This is a genomic window from Tundrisphaera lichenicola (genome assembly GCF_051175385.1).
In the GTDB taxonomy this organism is placed as follows: domain Bacteria; phylum Planctomycetota; class Planctomycetia; order Isosphaerales; family Isosphaeraceae; genus Tundrisphaera; species Tundrisphaera lichenicola.
On sequence record NZ_CP195106.1, the window covers coordinates 3023934 to 3042701 of the forward strand.

The 18768-nt window shown below is 65.6% G+C and carries 18 protein-coding genes; 10 read left to right on the forward strand and 8 right to left on the reverse strand.

The features are described 5' to 3' along the window. The first annotated feature begins 30 nt into the window (after positions 1–30). The 3 genes from P12x_RS11955 (at position 31) to P12x_RS11965 (ending at position 1505) form a co-directional block, all read left to right on the forward strand. The gene (locus P12x_RS11955; RefSeq protein WP_435011095.1) at positions 31–309 is read left to right on the forward strand and encodes a hypothetical protein; all 279 of its coding nucleotides are present in this window, start codon (positions 31–33) and stop codon (positions 307–309) included. Then, entirely contained in the window at positions 306–782 is a 477-nt protein-coding gene (locus P12x_RS11960; protein WP_435011096.1) for a putative toxin-antitoxin system toxin component, PIN family, read from the forward strand. Before P12x_RS11955 ends, P12x_RS11960 begins: the two co-directional genes overlap by 4 nt. A 66-nt stretch (positions 783–848) precedes the next feature. Further along, complete coding sequence (locus P12x_RS11965; RefSeq protein WP_435011097.1) at positions 849–1505, forward strand: DUF2306 domain-containing protein; 657 nt, start codon at positions 849–851, stop codon at positions 1503–1505. Here the strand turns inward: P12x_RS11965 and P12x_RS11970 are convergent. The 3 genes from P12x_RS11970 to P12x_RS11980 all read right to left on the reverse strand — a co-directional run bounded on the left by P12x_RS11970 (position 1492) and on the right by P12x_RS11980 (position 4755). Further along, positions 1492–2259 carry a DUF1559 domain-containing protein gene (locus P12x_RS11970; RefSeq protein WP_435011098.1) on the reverse strand — a complete coding sequence of 256 codons (768 nt, stop codon included), beginning with the start codon at positions 2257–2259 and terminating at the stop codon, positions 1492–1494. The two genes, P12x_RS11965 and P12x_RS11970, sit on opposite strands and share 14 nt — an antisense overlap. A gap of 72 nt (positions 2260–2331) precedes the next feature. Further along, positions 2332–3789: an NADH:flavin oxidoreductase gene (locus P12x_RS11975; protein WP_435011099.1), complete on the reverse strand. Its 1458-nt coding sequence runs from the start codon at positions 3787–3789 to the stop codon at positions 2332–2334. Between the two features lie 3 nt (positions 3790–3792). After that, positions 3793–4755: a dihydrodipicolinate synthase family protein gene (locus P12x_RS11980; RefSeq protein ID WP_435011100.1), complete on the reverse strand. Its 963-nt coding sequence runs from the start codon at positions 4753–4755 to the stop codon at positions 3793–3795. Between the two features lie 363 nt (positions 4756–5118). Between P12x_RS11980 and ppc the strand changes: the two genes are divergently transcribed. The 6 genes from ppc (at position 5119) to P12x_RS12010 (ending at position 13054) form a co-directional block, all read left to right on the forward strand. Then, entirely contained in the window at positions 5119–7884 is a 2766-nt protein-coding gene (gene ppc, locus P12x_RS11985) for a phosphoenolpyruvate carboxylase (protein ID WP_435011101.1), read from the forward strand. Between the two features lie 98 nt (positions 7885–7982). Further along, positions 7983–8249, forward strand: coding sequence for a type II toxin-antitoxin system ParD family antitoxin (locus P12x_RS11990; RefSeq protein WP_435011102.1), 267 nt, complete (start codon positions 7983–7985; stop codon positions 8247–8249). Next, on the forward strand, positions 8246–8566 hold the full coding sequence (locus tag P12x_RS11995) for a type II toxin-antitoxin system RelE/ParE family toxin (protein WP_435011103.1): 321 nt from the start codon (positions 8246–8248) through the stop codon (positions 8564–8566). The genes P12x_RS11990 and P12x_RS11995 overlap by 4 nt, the downstream gene beginning before the upstream one ends. A gap of 671 nt (positions 8567–9237) precedes the next feature. After that, positions 9238–10266 (forward strand): hypothetical protein, encoded by a 1029-nt coding sequence (locus tag P12x_RS12000; RefSeq protein WP_435011104.1) that lies wholly within the window; start codon positions 9238–9240, stop codon positions 10264–10266. Positions 10267–10560: 294 nt separating this feature from the next. Then, entirely contained in the window at positions 10561–11874 is a 1314-nt protein-coding gene (locus tag P12x_RS12005) for a PhoPQ-activated pathogenicity-related family protein (protein ID WP_435011105.1), read from the forward strand. Positions 11875–12034: 160 nt separating this feature from the next. Beyond that, positions 12035–13054 carry a DUF1559 domain-containing protein gene (locus P12x_RS12010; RefSeq protein ID WP_435011106.1) on the forward strand — a complete coding sequence of 340 codons (1020 nt, stop codon included), beginning with the start codon at positions 12035–12037 and terminating at the stop codon, positions 13052–13054. Positions 13055–13082: 28 nt separating this feature from the next. Here P12x_RS12010 and P12x_RS12015 read toward each other — a convergent pair whose 3' ends face one another. Both P12x_RS12015 and P12x_RS12020 read right to left on the reverse strand, forming a co-directional pair. Then, entirely contained in the window at positions 13083–14042 is a 960-nt protein-coding gene (locus tag P12x_RS12015; protein WP_435011652.1) for an ISAzo13 family transposase, read from the reverse strand. Next, a complete protein-coding gene (locus P12x_RS12020) occupies positions 14039–14284 on the reverse strand; it encodes a hypothetical protein (RefSeq protein ID WP_435006007.1) in 246 nt (81 codons plus the stop codon). The genes P12x_RS12015 and P12x_RS12020 overlap by 4 nt, the downstream gene beginning before the upstream one ends. Before the next feature lie 337 nt (positions 14285–14621). On the opposite strand from P12x_RS12020, the gene P12x_RS12025 reads away from it, so the two are divergent. Further along, entirely contained in the window at positions 14622–15944 is a 1323-nt protein-coding gene (locus P12x_RS12025; protein ID WP_435011107.1) for an ATP-dependent 6-phosphofructokinase, read from the forward strand. Here P12x_RS12025 and P12x_RS12030 read toward each other — a convergent pair. Genes P12x_RS12030 through P12x_RS12040 form a run of 3 tightly spaced genes read right to left on the reverse strand, consistent with a single transcriptional unit; the run spans position 15937 to position 18720 of the window. Next, a complete protein-coding gene (locus P12x_RS12030) occupies positions 15937–16788 on the reverse strand; it encodes a DMT family transporter (protein ID WP_435011108.1) in 852 nt (283 codons plus the stop codon). The genes P12x_RS12025 and P12x_RS12030 overlap by 8 nt on opposite strands. A gap of 30 nt (positions 16789–16818) precedes the next feature. Beyond that, positions 16819–18030 (reverse strand): N-acetylglucosamine-6-phosphate deacetylase, encoded by a 1212-nt coding sequence (locus P12x_RS12035; protein WP_435011109.1) that lies wholly within the window; start codon positions 18028–18030, stop codon positions 16819–16821. Between the two features lie 3 nt (positions 18031–18033). Then, a complete protein-coding gene (locus P12x_RS12040; protein ID WP_435011110.1) occupies positions 18034–18720 on the reverse strand; it encodes a hypothetical protein in 687 nt (228 codons plus the stop codon). Positions 18721–18768 lie beyond the last annotated feature (48 nt).

An 18768-nucleotide genomic window follows, 5' to 3' on the forward strand; every position in this document is an offset into this window, starting at 1 on the left:
ATGTCGCTGTCTATCAATCCGAGACGCGAGATGAGCATCCAGATCACATTCACGCCGGAGCAGGAGCGAAAGCTCATCGAACTTGCCCACGCGCGGGGCAAGGAACCATCGACCTACGCACATGAAATAATCGTTGCTTACTTGTCTATCGCGTCTCCCGGAGAACGTCGGACGTTCGAAGAGATCCTCACCCCGATCTGGGAGGGATGGCGTCGGAGCGGTTTGACGGATGTCGAGGTTGGCGACCTCCTGGAGCAGGAACTGATCGCGGCTCGAAGCGAGAGGAACCGGAGGGAAGAAGCGCCGTGATCGAGGGCACGCCTCCACGCGTCGTCTTCGACTGCATGGTCTTCCTTCAGGCAACCGCGAGACCGGAGGGCCCCGCGGCCCGGCTATTCGTAGAGTTCGTCGAAGGCGGGCGACTCGCGCTGTACGTGAGCGACACCATCATGGACGAGGTCCGAGACGTCCTCGGCCGATCTCGAATTCGGTCAAAGAATCCAACGATCACCGACGCGACCGTCGAGGCGTTTTGCACTCGCGTCCTGCAGTCCGCCCACTGTCTCGAAGTCGTTCCAACTTCGATGACCTTGCCCCGCGATCCCAATGATGAGCCCTATCTCAATCTCGCCATCGCCTCGGCGGCCGATTATCTCGCAACTCGGGATAATGACATGCTCGATTTGATGAAGGATGCCGAGTTCCGGTCTAGATATCCGAGGCTCACGATACTCGATCCCGTAGCATTGATTCGCACGTTGGAACAGCCAGGCCAGTCATGAGTGGGGCTCGCTGCGAGGGGGACCGCCTCGTGTGGCCATTGCGAGGGCACTGATGGTTCGCCCGAGATGAGCCCGCACCGCCCCCCACTCCTGGAGAACATCCTGGCCCTCGCGGCAGGTGCCTTGATCCTCAAGGTGACGTTCAGCGTCATATCCGGCTATGACCACTACTTCCCGCCCGATTTTTCGTCCGATTTCCTGCGTGGTCGGCAAGGCCATTTCCGGGGGGCTTATCGATGGGCGTTCTACACGCACATCCTGTCCGGGCCGGTCTCGCTGATCCTGGGCTTGATCCTGGTCAGTGACGTGTTTCGGAGGCGGTTTCCGGCGTGGCATCGCCTGCTCGGACGGATCCAGGTCGCGTGCGTCCTGCTCCTGGTAACGCCCAGCGGGCTGGGGATGGCCTACCATGCGGAGGCGGGTCCCATCGCGGCGTTCGGGCTGGCTTCCCTGGCGATCGCCACCGCGACCTGCGTATTGTTCGGGGTGAGGTCGGCGGTCCGTCGACGGTTCGCGGATCATCGCCGCTGGATGTGGCGATGTTATCTCCTCTTATGTTCGGCCGTCGTGCTCCGGATGATCGGAGGGCTGGGGACGGTCGCGGGGGTGACCGCCCCGTGGTTCGACCCGCTGGCCACCTGGCTCTGCTGGCTGGGACCGCTGGCGGCGTTCGAGGTTCGAGAATGGACGATTTCCGCCCGTCGCGGCCTCACCAATCCATAGCCGCGGGGTCATCGTTCCCGGAGATCGAGAGGAGGGCTCGCCAGATTGGGGCCGGCAAGTCGGCTCTCAGGAACCTCACGCTCCCATCGACGAAGGCCGCATTCATGCCCCCCGAGTGGAGGTGATTCGCCTTCGGATCGAGCTTCAGCACCAGGGCCAGATTGGCGTCGGTGGGGGCCATCCAGGGAACGGCGGCCTCCTGGCCGACTTCGATCACGGCAAGCACGGTCGAGAGGCCGTCGGTGATCTCCTCAAGTCGTCGAGGGCGCCCAGGATCGAGGAAGTTGCCGGGTCCGACGATCGCCAGATAGGCCGTCTGGTTCGGACTGTCGTAAAGATTGGGGCAGCGGAATAGACTCGGACGCTTCGCGAGCGCGGGGGCGTTCGCCGGGTCGTTCCAGGGCTTCGAGAAGTCGATACTCTCGTAGAGCGCCTGTTCGTCCATGTAGGGCAAAATCAGCGTCCGCCAGCTATGCATCGGACTGCCGTCCGGGTCAACAGTGTACGCGGGCGGCAATGTTTTATAGACCTGTTCATAGTTATTCAGGGCCAACACGATCTGCCTCAGGTTGCTCGAGCACTGCATCCGACGCGCGGCGGGCCTTGCCGTCCGAGAGGCCGGCAGGAACAGCGAGATCAGGAACACGATGACGGCGACGACCAGGCCAACCTTTACGAGCGTGTAGCGTCGCCTCGGGCTCGGCTTCGGGATGATCTCGCTGAAATCGGGGTCATCATCGAAGCGAATCGACATAGTCCTATCTCCTGATTATCCGCACCTTGGACGAATTGCCCCATACCCTGACGAGCCCGATCGGAATCCCCTCTATTCCGCCTCTTCGAGGCCGGACAGACGGGCGGCGGCCTCCTGCTTCACCCGGTTCAGATCCTCGCGTTCGGGCCGGGCCTTGTAGAAGGGGTCGAGCGGGTAGCAGCCCGAGACCATCCCGTTCCGGGGGGCGGTGGTGCAGTCGCTGAAGGTCCGGCAGACTCGCTTGCGGGCGGGGTTCCGGCCAGCCAGGACGTCGGCGGGAAGCTCGGGATAGGAGAGGACCATCCGGCCCAGGCCGATGAAGTCGGCCCCCCCGTCGCGGACGACCTTCTGCCCGACGTTGGGCAACCACTCCTGCAAGTAGGTATACCCCGATCCCACGAACAGCAGATTGGGATGCAACGCCTTCAACTTCGCCGTCGCGTCGATCTGCCGGGCGACGCCGATCAGGGGGTCTTCGGGCGGCAGGTAGCCGTCGGAGGGGGGGAAGGTGGCGGGCCGGATCACGTGGGGGTTGTAGTAGGGGCTGCCCGCCGTGGTGCAGACCAGCTCGATCCCCAGGTTTTCCAGGATCGTGAGGAAGTCGGACGGCTCGGCCAGGTTCACGCCCAGGCCGGTCCCGTCCCCCCCGAAGGCGAAGCGATAGGGGCCGGTCGAGGCGGGCTCGCCCGTCCCGTCGGGGCCGGGGCGGAACGGGACGAGGTCGAGGATGCTCACCCGGACCCCGACCGCGAGCCCGGGGACCTCGGCCCGGATGCCTTCCACCACCTCTCGGAGGAACCTCGTCCTGTTCTCCAGGCTCCCGCCGTAGTGGCCGGGCCGGTCGATCGCCGAGAGGAACTCGTGGCCGAGATAGCCGTGACAGTGCTTGATATCAACGAAGGAGAACCCGGCGTGATTCGCCAGGCGGGCGGCGGCGACGAAGTCGTCAACGAGTCGCGCGATCTCGTCATCGGTGAGGATCGGTCGGTCGTCCTCGACGCCGACCACGGGGTCGAGCACGGGGTGTCGATAGGCGATCCGGGGCTCGGCCTTCTTCTTGTCGAACGGGCGGGCGAACCGCCCCGAGTGGGTCAGTTGCAGGCCGATCAGGAGGTCATCGGTCGCCCCGAACGACTCGCGGTGGGCTTGCAGGAGTTCATCGCGGAGCCCGATGAAGTTGCCGATGTTGGCCTCGTCGATCCGGAGCTGGTTGGGGTTGGCCCGGCCATCGTGGCGGACGGCCACGGCCTCGCCCCCCCAGATCAGCTTGGCCCCGCTCTTGCCGAAGTTCCGCCATCGACGACGGGTCAGTTCGGTCGGTCGACCGTCGGGGGTGCCGTCCCAGCCTTCCATCGGCAAGATCGCGAACCGGTTGCCGATCGGGCCGGAGCGTGATTCGCAAGGCCGGGCGAGCGGGGCCTCGGGGCCGGTTTCCACCGCGTCGTCGACCGGGATCGAGACGCCGAGCGAGGCCGCGTGCTCGCGGAGGTCGCCCACGGTCTTGATCGATGCCATCCGTCGAGCCGCCATCGTTCAGGACTCCGGGAGGACGCCCAGTCGCCGGGCGATGTCGCGCAGGATTTCGAGATCGGAGGCAGGCCTTGTCGGGCTTTGCGGGTGGGTCCGGTCGGTCCCGATCCACCCTCGGAGCTTCAGGAACATCGCGGCCGAATGCTTGTAGGCCGGGACGGGCGGCCGGAAGGTCAGGAACCCCAGATACTGGAGCATGTCGTTGAGTTCATAAAATCCGGGGTCGCCGGACACCCACATCGCGTCCCGGCGAGCGAACAGGTCGGGGGCGAAGGTGCTCAGGCCCAGGAGGTAGTCGCTCCCGTACATGACCATATCAATCGCCAGGTCGTTGCCGGTGTAGACGCGGAAGTCGGGCCGGAGCCGGTCGCGTTCGATCAGGCGGTGCCACTCCGGCTCCCGGTGGAGCGACGAATGCTTGGCCCCGATGCACGACTTCACGCCCATCAAGCCTCGATAGACCTCGATCGAGTAGATCCGCCCGAATGGGGCGAACGCCGTGCCCAGCTCGAAGGCCACGAAGCGGTCGGAGTGTCGACCGATCTCGGCGTAGGCCCCGACGATCTCGTCATCCCCCATCGAGGTCAGGCCGTGCGACTGGAAGATGACCGGCGTCCCGCCATGGCGGGCGATCTCCTCGACCTGCCGGAGATAACCCTTGCGATCCCACGAGGCCCCCGGCTCGTCCGCGACGAACGCCCCGGCCATGTAGGACTTGCCCCCGAGAATCTCGCGAGTCCGCCGGAGCACCTCGACCGCCAGCTCGTCGCCGATCAGATTTCGATAGCCGGTGTCCATGTTCACGGCGGGGGTCAGGCCCGCCTCGGCGGTCCTCGCGACATGACCGGCGAAGGCGGGCCAGTCGACCTCGCCGCCTTCGTCGAACGGGAGGAGGATCGCGGAGGCCCCTTCGATCACCCGGCGAGGGCGGATCAGGGCGATCGGGTCGAGCACGGGCGGGGACATCGTCAAGTCGCTCCTCAATCCGCTGTTCCACTCCATCCGGCCCGGTCTGCCTCCCCTCTCCCCCCGGGAGAGGGGCCGGGGGTGAGGGTCCCCGACCGACCGGTGGATTCTTCAGGATGGCGAACATCGAGGGTCGGATGAGGGACCCTCACCCCAACCCTCTCCCGGGGGGAGAGGGAGTCAAAAGGGCCCATTCCTCAACCTAAGCCTCGATCGTACCGGCGAAATGTCGCCCCGGCCAGTCGCCGATCGGACGCGCTCCCCCTTCAATCGCCGTGAGATGCTGATAAACTCTTGGGGAGTCGACCGCCCACGCGGGCCGGGGATCGATCCCGGGCCGCCCTACCTTGCTCCGGAGCCGCCATGCAGACCGAGGCCCAGGAGGCGCTCAGCGCCGATATCCGACTGCTCGGGGGCCTGCTCGGGGAGGCGATCCGACGACTCGCGGGCGAGGAGGCCTTCAACCTCGTCGAGGAGATCCGGACCTCGGCCAAGGCGCTACGGGCCGACTCGTCGGTGGAGGAGGCCCGGAAGCTCCGCGACCGGCTCGGGCAGCTCGACCTGGGCGAGTTGCGGACCCTCATCCGCGCCTTCAGCATCTACTTCGACCTGATCAACCTGGCCGAGCAGCAGGCCAGAGTCAGGGCGCTCCGGGCCCACCTCCGGCGGAACGGGACCGAGCCGCTGGTCGAGAGCCCCGAGTCGGCGCTCCGGCAGCTCCGCGACCGGGGGATCGACGCCGATCAGGTGGCCGAGCACCTGGACCGGGCCCTGATCTGCCCGGTCTTCACCGCGCATCCCAGCGAGGCCCGGCGCCGGACGATCCTGGGCAAGCTCTCGGCGATCGCCGACCAGCTCGACCGGATGGAGTTCGGCCAGCTCGTCCCGCTGGAGCACGAGCGGGCCGTGGCCGAGATCGTCGAGGAGGTCGAGACGCTCTGGCTCTCCGACATGATCCGCGAGGATCGGCCCTCGGTCCAGGACGAGGTCCGCCAGGGGCTCGGGCTGGTCGAGGGGAGCCTCCTCGAAGTGGTCCCGCGGGTCTACCGGAACCTCGAAGCCGGGCTCGGCCGGGTCTACCCCGACCGCGAGTGGGACGTCCCCGCGTTCCTCCGGTTCGGCTCCTGGATCGGCGGCGACCGCGACGGCCACCCCGGCGTCACGTCCCACGCCACCGCCGAGGCCATCGAGCTCCAGCAAGAAAGCCTGATCCGACATTACCTCGAACGGGTCGACGACCTCTGGCGGAAGCTCAGCCACTCCAGCCGGTTCGCCGAGCCCGGCGAAGCGTTCCGCGCCTCGCTGGCGAAGGACGCCGCACTCTTCCCCGGCACAGCCGACCCGATGGATCGCGAACCTTATCGGGCCAAGTGCCTGCTGATCGCCGCCAAGCTCCGGAAGACCCTCCAGCACGTCCAGTCCACCGAACCCGCCTGGTCCGACGAGGAGCCCGAGCCGACCCCGGGCGTCTACCTCGGCCGTCGCGAGTTGCTCGATGACCTGAAAATGATCGCCGAGAATCTGGAGAAGGCCGGGGCGCATGCCGCGGCCACCGGGGCCGTCCGCGACCTGATCCGGCTGGTCCAGGTCTTCGGCGTCCACCTGCTGACCCTCGACCTCCGCCAGCACAGCCGGAGGCACGCCGAGGCCCTCGACGAGATCTTCCGGAAAGCGGGCGTCTGCCCCGACTACGCCGGGCTATCCCCCGACGAGCAGTTCGACCTGCTGGCCCGCGAGCTGGAGGTGGCCCGGCCCCTGATCCCGGCCCACCTGGACTACGAGCCCGAGACCGCCGAGGTCGTCCGGACTTTCCGGACCGTCTCGGCCCTGCTGGAACGCCAGTGTCCCGAGGCCATCACCACCTACATCATCAGCTCGACCACCGAGCCGGCCCACCTCCTGGAAGTCCTCCTGTTCTCCCGAGAGGCCCGGCTATTCCGCCCCGCCGAAGGGGTGAGCCGGCTCGATATCGTCCCGCTGTTCGAGGCCCTGGAGCCCCTGCAAACCGCCTCTCCGATCATGGAGCGACTGCTGGCGCTCCCGATCTATCGCAAGCACCTGGAACTCCGGGGGAACATCCAGGAAGTGATGATCGGCTACTCCGACAGCAGCAAGGAGAGCGGGTCGCTCCAGTCGGCCTGGGCGCTCTACCGGGCGCAGTCCGACCTGGTCGAGACCGGCCACCGGGCCGGGATCACCATGCAGATGTTCCACGGTCGAGGAGGGGCGATCGGCCGAGGGGGCGGCCCCGCCAACCGCGCGATCCTGGCCCAGCCGAGGGATACCGTCAACGGCCGGCTCCGGATGACCGAGCAAGGCGAGGTGATCGCCGACCGCTACGGACATCCCGGGATCGCCGAGCGACACCTCGACCAGGTCCTCGACGCCGTCCTCCGGACCAGCTTCCCCGGCCCCGACGGGCAGCCCGACCCGGCCTGGTTCCCGATCCTGGACCACCTGGCCGAGGCCGCTCGTCGCCACTATCGGGGGCTGGTCTACGAGACCCCCGAGTTCCTCGACTACTTCCGACAGGCCACGCCGATCGAGGAGATCGTCCAGCTCAAGATCGGCTCGCGCCCCTCGAAGCGGACCAAATCGACCGCCATCGAGGACCTACGCGCCATCCCCTGGGTCTTCTCCTGGATGCAGTGCCGCCACACCCTCCCCGGCTGGTTCGGGATCGGAGGCGCGGTCGACGACTACCTCCAGAAATTCCCCGACCAACTCTCCACACTCCAGGACATGTACAAGAACTGGCCCTTCTGGAAGACCTTGATCGACAACACCCAGATGATCCTGGCCAAGGCCGACATGACCATCGCCAGGCTCTACGCCGACCTCGTGGACGACCCGGCGCTCGCCGATCGGATCTTCCGGAGGATCGCCACCGGCCACGCCCGGGCCGTCAGCGTCATCTGCCGGATCACCGAGCAATCCGAGATCCTCGAACACGTCCCGATCCTCCGCCGATCCATCGACGGCCGGAACCCCTACGTCGACCCCCTCAGCTTCATCCAGCTCGTCCTCCTGAAGCGATTGAGGGCCGGGGAAGGCCCCCGCGACGAGACCCTGACCGGCGTCCTGGAGAGCATCAACGGGATCGCGGCGGGGCTCAAGAACACGGGGTGATTTCTCATTCCATCCCGACATTCGGGATCCCACGCCATTGGCCACCCATTGACAAGAATTGCCAACCCAATTAGGTTCGGCTGAGAGGAGAATCAGCCATGGAAACCATGAATATCGCGCTGCCCGAGTCGATGAAGCAATTCGTCCAGTCTCGCGTCGAGGAGGGCGGATACAGCAGCGCGAGCGAGTATGTGCGCGAGCTGATTCGTTCCGATCAGAGGAGGATGACCGAGGAACGGATCGACGCCCTCCTACTTGAAGGTCTCGATTCCGGACAGCCGATCCTCGTCACCAAGGAATTCTGGGACGAGAAGAAGCGGAAACTGACCGAGCGGCTGGCCAGGGCGAACGGACCGCAATCATGACCCTGAGGTATCGGGTCTCGCCGACCGCCGATACCGACCTTGATCACCTGGCCGCCTACCTCGCTCGCGAGGCGAGTCTTGAAACAGCCCTGCGATTCTACGACGCGGCGGCAACCACCTTCGAGGCGATCGCCCAGGCCCCAGGCGTCGGCGAGCGTTGGCCATCGAGCCACCCACGCCTGGCCAACCTCCGCGTCAGAAGCATCGAGGGATTCGAGAACCACCTCGTCTACTACCGCCCGACCGAAGACGGGATCGAGATCATTCGCGTGATGCACGGGGCGAGAGACCTCGACAACATCTTCGATGCGGGATGACGATGCTCCATGATCCCCCGCCGAGACGCGACCCTGACCGGGGTCCTGGAGAGCATCAACCGGATCGCGGCTTGGCTCAAAAAGCGGTGTGATCGTCGAGTCCAGAGATTGTGCCAAAGGAACCGCCCGAGGCCCGGCCTCGGGGGCATTGCTCCTCTTTCAACCCGGTGCCCGCCTCGAGTGGCCCCGTCCCGGTCGCATTTGCGGGGCACTCGGCGGGGTGGTGCCGCGCGTCGATCCTCCCGGCTGGATCGCGCCGGGGACTGGCCATCTCGACATCATTCTCGGGCAAGTTTGGCGATTCGCCGGCCCGTCCTTGGTCGAAGGACTGCTCGATTCCGATGGTCGACCTTTCGACCCATCCCGTGCAATAGGGAGCATCGCCCCATCCTGCACCGACGAAAGCCCATCGCTCGCCCAATCGCGGATTCCTCGGAGGATTCTCCGAACCACGATCCGATTTCAACCGACACAACATATACTTCATTACGACAAACATCCAACAGAAACATTTATTTCGATGAAATTCACGAAACCTCGCTTTCTATAAGGGCGAGTGAAACCGGAGCTGGGCGATGCGGCTTGGTGATCCAAGGATGTTTCACGGCAACGCTGCCTCGAAAATCGATGTTTCCCGCTCAAGGAGGCGCGCCGGTCGGCCGGTCGGACTGATGGGTGCGATCATCCTCGTGTGCTCGACCGAGTGGTTGATCTCGGGCCACCTCGCGAATTTCACATCAAATTCGGCTTCCTCGTGGTCTTGGAGCAGTGAGGCTTCGAGCAAATTCCTCGCCCGGGCGGACATCCTCTGCTTCGGTGATAGCCTGGTAAAGTTCGGGCTCGTCCCGACCGTACTCGAACGGAGGCTAGGCCTCCGGGCGAGCAATCTGGCGCAATTCCAGGGACTTCCGGCCACCAATTTCTTCCTGCTCAGAAGGGCCTTGGCCGCGGGAGCCCGGCCCAGGGCCCTGATCGTCGATTGCGAGCTGTTGGAGAGGGATCCCTGCGGCCTCGAACTCGATCGCCTCTGGCCCGAGCTGGCAACGCTGGCCGAAGGGGCGGAGTTGGCCTGGCACGCCGACGACCTCAGCTTCTTCTCCAAGTTCGGCCTTTCCCTGATCTTACGGTCGGTCCGTGCCCGCCAGGAAATCCGAACCCAGGTCCTCCTGGCCCTCCGAGGCCAGGCCGCCCCACTCCGAACCGATTATGATCGCGATCGAACGAATTGGGAGTCGAATCGAGGTGCCTATCTCGTCCCCTCGGAGCCTCATGCCCCGGAGTTCTTCGACCTGGGTGCCCTGAAGCCGGCCAAGTGGGCGGCCCATCGAATCAACCTCATCTTCCTCGACAAATTCCTCGGGTTGGCCGCCTCGCGGGGAATTCCTGTCTTCTTATTGCTGCCCCCGACCCACCCCGACTATCAGGTTGCCAACGAGAAGAACGGCCACGAAGAGGCTTTCGTGAAATTCGTTCGGAGCTTGCTCGCTGACCATCCTTCATTATCCGTGATCGATGGCCGGCACGCCGCTTACGAGCATTCGAACTTCATCGATCTGGTCCACCTGAATGGACGAGGAGCCAAAGCCTATACTTCGGCACTCTCGGATGTGATCAAGGCGCGACTGTCCGAACCGAAGAGGCGTGTGGAACTCTGGGTCGAACTCCCGCGAGTTCGCGAGCCATCGACCAGGTTTCGTTGAAATGGATAGGGCATCGACCTCCATCGAGACCCGTCCCAGACACGGTTCGACCATCTCGCCGGGCGGCACCTTCGCGATGCCAGGGGCGGAATCGCTCGCCCGACCGCGACAAGGGCCCGATCCACTCGTATCGATCGAATGGGAATCGAGTCGGCCTGGGATCCTCGAACTCCTCACAGATATTTCACAAAGATTTGATGCAGCGATCCCGCCGATGCCGGATAGACTCGCAAGCGTGATGCATTGTGTTCGTCGGGTCGCGGCGAGGCGACGGTGAATCGGGAGAGGATATCGATGCGAAAGTGGCTCGGGCGGGCTTCGGTGTTCGCGTTCGCGATGATTTCGATGGGGGTCTCCGGGGCTCGGGCGGGCCTGGACGAATACGTCAAGAAGCCCGATCCCGAATTCGCCTGGAAGGAGACGGGCAAGGAGGTCAGCGAGGTTGGCACGGTCTATAGTTTGGACCTGACCTCGCAGGTCTGGCAGGGGATCCCCTGGAATCACAACCTCCGGATCTACGAGCCCGCTCAGGTCGAGCACCCCGACGAGATCCTGCTATTCATCACCGGCGGGAGCACCACCAGCCGGGCGAGCGCCAAGGATCACGAGATGGGCTTCGGGCTGGCCCGGCTCTGCGGGGCCCGGGTCGCCGTGCTCCCGCAGGTGCCCAACCAGCCGCTCCTGGGCGACAAGACCGAGGACACCCTGATCGCCGAGACGTTCGTCCGATACCTGGAGACGAAGGACGAGAACTGGCCCCTGCTCTTCCCGATGGTCAAGAGCGCGGTCCGGGCGATGGACGCGGTCGAGGCCTGGTCGAAGGAGAATGAGAAGCCGGCGGCGAAGCGGTTCGTGGTGACCGGGGCCTCGAAGCGCGGGTGGACCACCTGGCTGACCGGGGCGGTCGACAAGCGGGTCGCCGGGATCGCGCCGATGGTCATCGTCATGCTCAACCTGAAGGCCCAGAACGCCAACCAGCTCAAGGTCTGGGGCAAGTATAGCGAGCAGATCGACGACTACACCAATCGCGGCCTGATGAACCGGACCGACGACGCCGACGGCAAGAAGCTCTGGGAGATGGTCGACCCGTTCTTCTATCGCGAACGGCTGACGATGCCCAAGCTCCTGATCAACGGGACCAATGACCGCTACTGGACCCTCGACGCGATGGACCTGTACTGGGACGAGCTGAAGGGCTCCAAGAGCGTGGTCTACCTGCCCGACGCGGGCCACGGACTGGACCAGCATCGCGACTACGCCCTCAACGGCATCGGGGCCTTCTTCCGCCACGTCGCCACCGATCGCCCGATGCCTTCGCTGGACTGGAAGTTCGGCGGGGCCGAGGATGGCCCCTTGACGCTCACGCTCGACTCCTCGCCCCGACCGAAGTCGGCCCGGATCTGGACGGCCCGCTCCGAGACGCGGGACTTCCGCGAGTCGAAGTGGGAGCCCTCGGTTCTGAAGGTTGGCCCGGCCCTGACGGCCGAGGTCGCCCGGCCCGAGCAAGGCAACGTCGCGTTCTTCGCCGACCTCGAATTCGAGATCGAGAAGATCCCCTACCACCTGACGACCCAGATCGATCAGACCGGCGAGAAGCCGGCTCGCTGAGCGATCGCGATCCGCCCGACGCGTCTTCCCCTGCCCGCTCCCCCTCGGGGGCGGGGGAAGACTGCCACACGCATCAATTTCGAACACATATTCAATAAAATCCAAAACCGATATTCCTCATCATTCGCCCCGAGCCCTCCCTCTCCAGGAGTTCCGGATCATGTCCCGACGTCGCGGCGGATTCACGCTGATCGAATTGCTGGTCGTGATCGCGATCATCGCGGTCCTGATCGCCTTGCTGCTGCCGGCGGTCCAGGCCGCTCGCGAGGCCGCCCGACGCGCCCAGTGCGTCAACAACATGAAGCAGCTCGGCCTGGCGATCCACAACTACCACGACATCCAGAACGGCCTGCCTCCGGGTCGGATCTGGAAGGCCGGGCAGTTCGGCTGCGGCTATAACTTCTTCCAGTGCCAGGACACGAGCTGGTTCATCCTGATGCTCCCCCAGTTCGAGCAGCAGAACCTGGCCAATGCCTTCAACTATCAGCTGGGCGTGGGCGGGCCGCTGGCCCCCCTGCCCCTGGGCTTCTTCGCCAACGCGACGGTCACGGGGACCAAGATGGCCGTCTTCCAGTGCCCGAGCGATCGATCGGTCTCGTTCCAGATCACGACCGCCTACGCCGGCGGGGCCCTCAGCAAGCCGATCGCATCCAAGGGAAACTACACGGCCAACTGGGGGAACACCCAGTGGGACCAGTCGGACATCACGGTCAACGGCGCGACGATCCGCTACCTCCCCTCCCCCTTCGGCCACAATGGGAACATCTCGTTCGCCACGATCACCGATGGCCTGAGCAACACGGTCTTCATGGCCGAGGTCCTCCAGGGGGCGATGAACGACATCCGAGGGACGATCTGGCAGAGCGTGCCCGGCGGGAGCCACTACATGAGCCGGTTCACCCCCAACAAGCCCCAGGACATCTACGGGTCGGGCGTGCAGGGGGACCAGTTGAACCAGATCATCTTCTGCGTGAACGAGCCGGTCCAGGGCCTCCCCTGCACCGGGGGAACGGGCGACCGCAGGGCCTTCGCGGCGGCCCGGAGCCACCACCCCGGCGGGATCAACATGCTGATGGGCGACGGCTCGGTGAGGTTCACCAAGGACACCATCGCCAACGCGACCTGGTCGGCCCTGCATTCCATGAACGCGGGCGAGGTCATCAGCGCCGATTCTTATTAAGGATCGCCGATTCGATAACTTCCCGAAGTCATGATTCGCTCGGGACCGCCCTGTAGTTCCACTTCGGCAGGATCTCGTCGAACACGATCTTCATGTCCTCCTTGAACCCTGCCGCATACTTCCGCCCCGTCTGGTACACCTTCTCCAGGATGTCCACCGTCACCCGCAGCCCCGTGCTCGTGCTCGCCTTCTCCATCAACTCCTTCACCAAACCCACGCTCTCGAAGATCACGCCCTGGCAGGCTCGGGTCAGGTGCGGGAACAGCCGATGCTCGATCGGGTTGTATTTCGAGCAGTACGGCGGGTAGTGCGCCACACGGATCTCGATGCCGAGCCGATCGACCAGACCCTGGAGGTCCTCCTTGAACAGGTACTGGCTCGCACTGTTGCTGCCGCCGCCGTCGCACAGCAGCAAGATCGAGGTCGCACGGGGATAGCGGGCTCGGCCCTGGCCCTCCCACCACCGCTCGATGCTGTCGCAGGCGAACTCGCCCGTGTCGTGGCTGGTCCCCAGGTTCACATGGCCGTCGTTCTCCTTCACGTCGTACAGCCCGTGGGGGATGACCACACCCTCGGCGAAGCTGGGGAAGTCATGGTCGAACGTCCCAATGACCCCTTGGGTCAGGAGGTGCCCGGCCCGGTAGAAATTGCCGATCAACTCCTTCTTCTTGGTGTCGATGCTCACGATCGGGTTGTCGGTCCCGAGATACTCCCCCTTCAGCCGGGCGATGTTCTCGAACTGCTGGTTGCGGTCGGGATGCCCGCCCATCGCCCTGGCCTTCTGGGCCTTGCGGGTGACGTAGCCGTGCTTCTTGAGCAGTTGCTTGACCACCGGCACGCTGACTGGGGTGCCCGCCTCGGCCAGGTGGCCGGCGATCTGCTCATAGTTCAGGTCGGTCCAGCGGACCCCCTGCCGCATCGGGTCACCGGCCGTGCGATCCCGGAGCACCCGGAGGAAGTTCTCCTCCAGGAGCGGGATGGAGCCTATGCACGGCTTCGGGCCGCCCCTTTTTTACGAACCCGATCGCCGAGCCCGTCAGGGAGTCGATCCAGGTCCTGTTGGCCCTGGCGGATCGTCTTGGGATCGCAGCCCAGAAGCGTGGCGATATATTCGGTGCCCCCATGGCCGAGCTTGGCGGCCTCGATGGCCGCATATCGCCTGCGGTCCTTCTCCGAGAGCGAGTCGTGGAACATCCGCATCGAATGCTCGATCTCGGGGCTGTACGTCATGGCTGGGCGTCCGTTGCGAGGTCGTGATCGTCCTGGCTACGGTTATACGATGCCGAAGGCGTATCGGGAAGTTATCGAATCGGTGGTCCTAAGCCGATCACCCGTCCGAATTAGCATCGTTGCATTCGTGGCCCGGGGCGAAATCCCCGGGCCATTTCTTGCGCCCGGGAAAGTGACTCTGCAACCGTTCCGGTTCGGGTACAATGGTGCCTCGCCCGGGGCTTCCCACAGCCCCCGACCGCCGGGGTTCCCGCTCTCTCCCGTCGCGAGACCCCGTCGGACGCTGATCGAGGAACGTGCTCCCTCAGCCACCGACCTTTCGACGGGATGCCCTCCCATGCTCTCAGCCAAAGACCTCGTCATCTCGACGCTCGGCCCTTGCCGGATCAGTTCTCCGCTGGGGTCGCTGGTGACCGACCGCAAGCCGAGCTACCACAACGTCGAGGAAACTGACCGCGTCCTCTTCGACGACACCGCGTCGATCCTGGCCTCGCGCGGGGTCCCGGTCGAGGAGCTACCGGCCTTCGAACCGGCCGGGGCACGCCGGCAGATCTACTTCGACCCGTCCAAGACCCGGGCGGGGATCGTCACCTGCGGCGGCCTCTGCCCGGGCCTCAACGACGTGATCCGGGCCCTGGTCCTGGAGTTGACCTACCACTACAAGGTCCAGAAGGTCTTCGGCTTCTGCAACGGATTCCAGGGGTTCATCGCCAAATATGGGCGGGCCACGCTCGACCTGACCCCCGAGTTCGTCAGCGGGATCAGCGAGCACGGCGGGACGATCCTGGGAACCTCGCGCGGTCGGCAGGACCCGGTCGAGATGGTCGACTGCCTGGAACGCATGGGGATCAACCTCCTCTTCGTGATCGGTGGTGACGGGTCGCTCCGAGGTGCCTTGACCCTCACCCAGGAGATCGCCGCTCGAGGCTCGAAGATCGCGGTCGTCGGCATCCCCAAGACGATCGACAATGATATCATGTTCATCGATCAGAGCTTCGGTTTCCAGACCGCCTTCTCGGCCGGTTCCGAGTCGATCCGCTCGGGCCACATCGAGGCCCAGGCGTCCCCCAACGGCGTGGGGCTGGTCAAGCTGATGGGTCGACACTCCGGGTTCATCGCCTGCTACGCCTCGCTGGCCAAGTGCGATGCCAACTTCGTGCTGATCCCCGAGGTCCCCTTCCGGCTCGAAGGAGAGAACGGCCTGCTGAACCGGCTCCGCGACCGGATCGAGCGGCGAGGGCACGCGGTGGTGGTGGTCGCCGAGGGGGCCGGGCAAGACCTCATGAAACAGGCCAATCAGGGGACCGACGCCTCGGGGAACGCCCGCCTGGGGGACATCGGGCTGTTCCTCAAGCAGGGGATCACCGACCACTTCGAGCGGATCGGCGTCGAGCTGAATCTCAAGTACATCGACCCCAGCTACGCGATCCGGAGCGTCCCGGCCAATCCGTACGACAGCGTCTACTGCCTCCGGCTGGCCCACAACGCGGTCCACGCCGCGATGAGCGGGCGGACCGAGATGGTCGTCGGCCGGTGGCATGGCCGGTTCGTCCACATCCCGATCGCCACAGCGATCCGCGAGCGAAATCGCGTCGACCCCTACGGCGACCTCTGGATGTCGGTCCTGGAATCGACCGGCCAGCCCCGCGAGTTCAAGTAACCTCGGTGATCTTCCGGGTCGGCCAGGGCAAATAGCGGACGGCCACCCCCGCCATCAAGAGCAGGCCGCCGATCATCGTGGCATCGGCGGGCCGCTCGCCATGCCTCAGATAAACCCAGATCGGGTTGAGGACCGGTTCCAGGAGCGAGATCAATGCCGCTTCAGGGGCCTTGATATCCCGCACCCCTCTCGCGAACAACGCATAAGGGATTGCCATCTGGAGCACGCCGAAGGCCACCAGGGCCGGCCAGGCGTGAGGCTCGGGCACCGCGATCGACCGGGAGCTCGCCAGCAGCCAGGCTCCCAGGATCAGGCCGCAGGCCAGGTTGTTGAACGCCGAGAGCCAGATCGGGTCGAGGTCGCGGAGACCCCGGAGCCCCACCACGATTGCCGCGTATCCCACCCCGCTGGCCAGGCCCAGGGCGATCCCCCGCCCTTCGCCGGGCCGTCCGTCCCTCCCTTGCAGAACGATCAGGGCGATCCCCACCATCGCCAGGACGACGCCCGGCCAGGCCCGACGGTCGGGCCGTTCCCGGAGGATGGCGAGGGAAATCGGGATCGTCCAGACCGTCGCGGTGCACTGGAGGAAGATCGCGTTGGCGGCCGTGGTCGCCTTCACCGAGGCGAGATAAAACCCCATCGTGGCCGCGAAGCTAAGGCCGAGCGGGATCATGACCGGCCGGAACACCCATCGTCGGATCGGCACGCAGGGCAATAAAACAAGGCCGGCGATCAGGCTCCGCCAGAACGCGAGCGAGACGCCCTCCAGGTGGATCTCCTTGGCCAGGACCCCGCCCAGGCTCCACAGGAGGACCGCCGAGAGGATGAAGATCCGCCCTCTCATGGGGGAAGAAAGACTTGCCGATTCCGCCACTCAGCCCCCAATCGCCTTCGGTCGCAAGGCCATGATTTCATCGAGCGCGGCGGAGGAATCCGCGACCTCCGGGCCGGACCAGGCCCCGTCGACGCAGGTGGCCCGCAACTCGAACCCCGGGTCATCCTCTCCCGAGCAGACCCCGAAGCGGATCAGGTTGGCTGGTTGTCCGGCTTCGATCCTGGGCTCGGGCCGCCCCAGGAGTCGGGCGGGATGGCGGGTCGCGGCGTCGATCGCCTGCTTCAGGCTCAGGCCGACATCTCGCATCAGCACATTGACACCGACGTCGATCCCCCGGTTCGAACCCGCCAGGTAGGGCGTCCCGGCGACGACGATCTTGCCCGAGGGGTCGACCTCCCACTCGCCGTATCGGCCGGGCGGGAGCCCCGCCAGGGGGCTGGCGTCGCTGACGAGGATCACCCGCTCGGGCGTCTTGGCCCGGACGAGGACTTTCAGGATCTCCGGCCCCAGGTGATGACCGTCGGCGATGAGCGAGGCGGAAAGCTCGTCGGTCGCGGCCTGGTCCCAGATCGGGTTGGGGTGGCGGGCGAGGTTCGAGGCGATCCCGTTCCCCAGGTGGGTCGAGAGGGTGGCACCGGCCTCGACGGCCCGGCGGATCGTCGAGGTGTCGGCCGAGGTGTGCCCCAGCGCCACGACCACCCCGAGGGCCGACACCTTCCGGATGAATTCGATCGCCCCCGGACGCTCGGGCGCGAGGGTGATGATCGAGATCCGGCCTCCCGAGGCCTCGCGAAGCTCCTCGAACTCGGCCCAGTCCGGGCCCCTGACCGCACCGATCGGGTGGGCTCCCCGATAACCGTCGACGGCGGAGATGCTCGGGCCTTCGAGGTGGAGCCCATCGACCATCGCGTCCACGTCGGGGAACTTCCGGCAGGCCTCGGCAATCGTCCGGACCCCGTGGAGCATGTCGAGGCGGGGGGCGGTGATCAGGGTCGGGCAGAGCCGGGCCGTCCCCAGGCCGCGCTGGGCGCGGACGACCGCCGCCACTTGCTCGACGGTCAGCGTGGGATCGGAGTACGAGAATCCCCACCGGCCGTTGGTCTGGATATCCCAGAACGCCGGGGCGAGCCAGTCATCGGAATCGCGAAGATCATCGGGGCCCTCTGCCGGGGCCACCGAGGTGATCCGATCCCCTTCGATGGCAACCTCGACCCACCGGGCGGTCGCGTAATGTCGGGCGAGTTGACGCATCGCTCAGGGCTCGATCACTAGCTGGACGTTGTCGACCCGGCAGACGACATCCTGGAAGTCATCGTTGGTCGAATATTCCCAGCCGATCAGGTAGCTGTGAGGGACGACCTTGCCGGTGTCTCGATCCTTGAAGGGGTAGATCATGGCCTTGTACGGTTGCCCGGCCAGCCGCTTGTTGAGGGCGGCCACGACCTTCGGCTGGGTGTAGGCATCGCTCTGTTCGAGCCCGTCGTTGGACACCCAGAGCCCGAACGGGGCGTCGCCGGGGTCGAAGCTCGTCTTCGAGCCTTCTTTCATCGGGGGCGGGCTGAATTTCCCGTCGCGGAAGTCCCCCGTCGTATGCTTGAACTGGTACGACCAAAGCTCCGCCTTCTCGAGATGGGCCGCGTCCGAACCGGGCTTGTACCACCCGCCTCGGTTCACGGTCTCCAGCCCCAGCGCGATGATCGGGGTATACGTCACCGGCCCCGGGCCCGCCTTGCGGAACAGGCCGGGGGTCGCCAGGGGCGAATCCTTGACCGGGTTCAAGAGGTCGCCGAACATCGAGAGCCCGAACCCCTTGGACAGCACGACCACCCAGTCGGGCTCGTTCGGGCCAGGCGCCACTTTCGGCTGCCTCGGCTCCTGGCCGGAAGAACCCGAGGCCAGGCCGACGCAGAGCGTCAGGGCGATGGGCAAAGCTCGTCGCATGATGGGCGGCTCGCGTGGAAGGTCAGGTTTCGAGGAGCAGGACTGCCC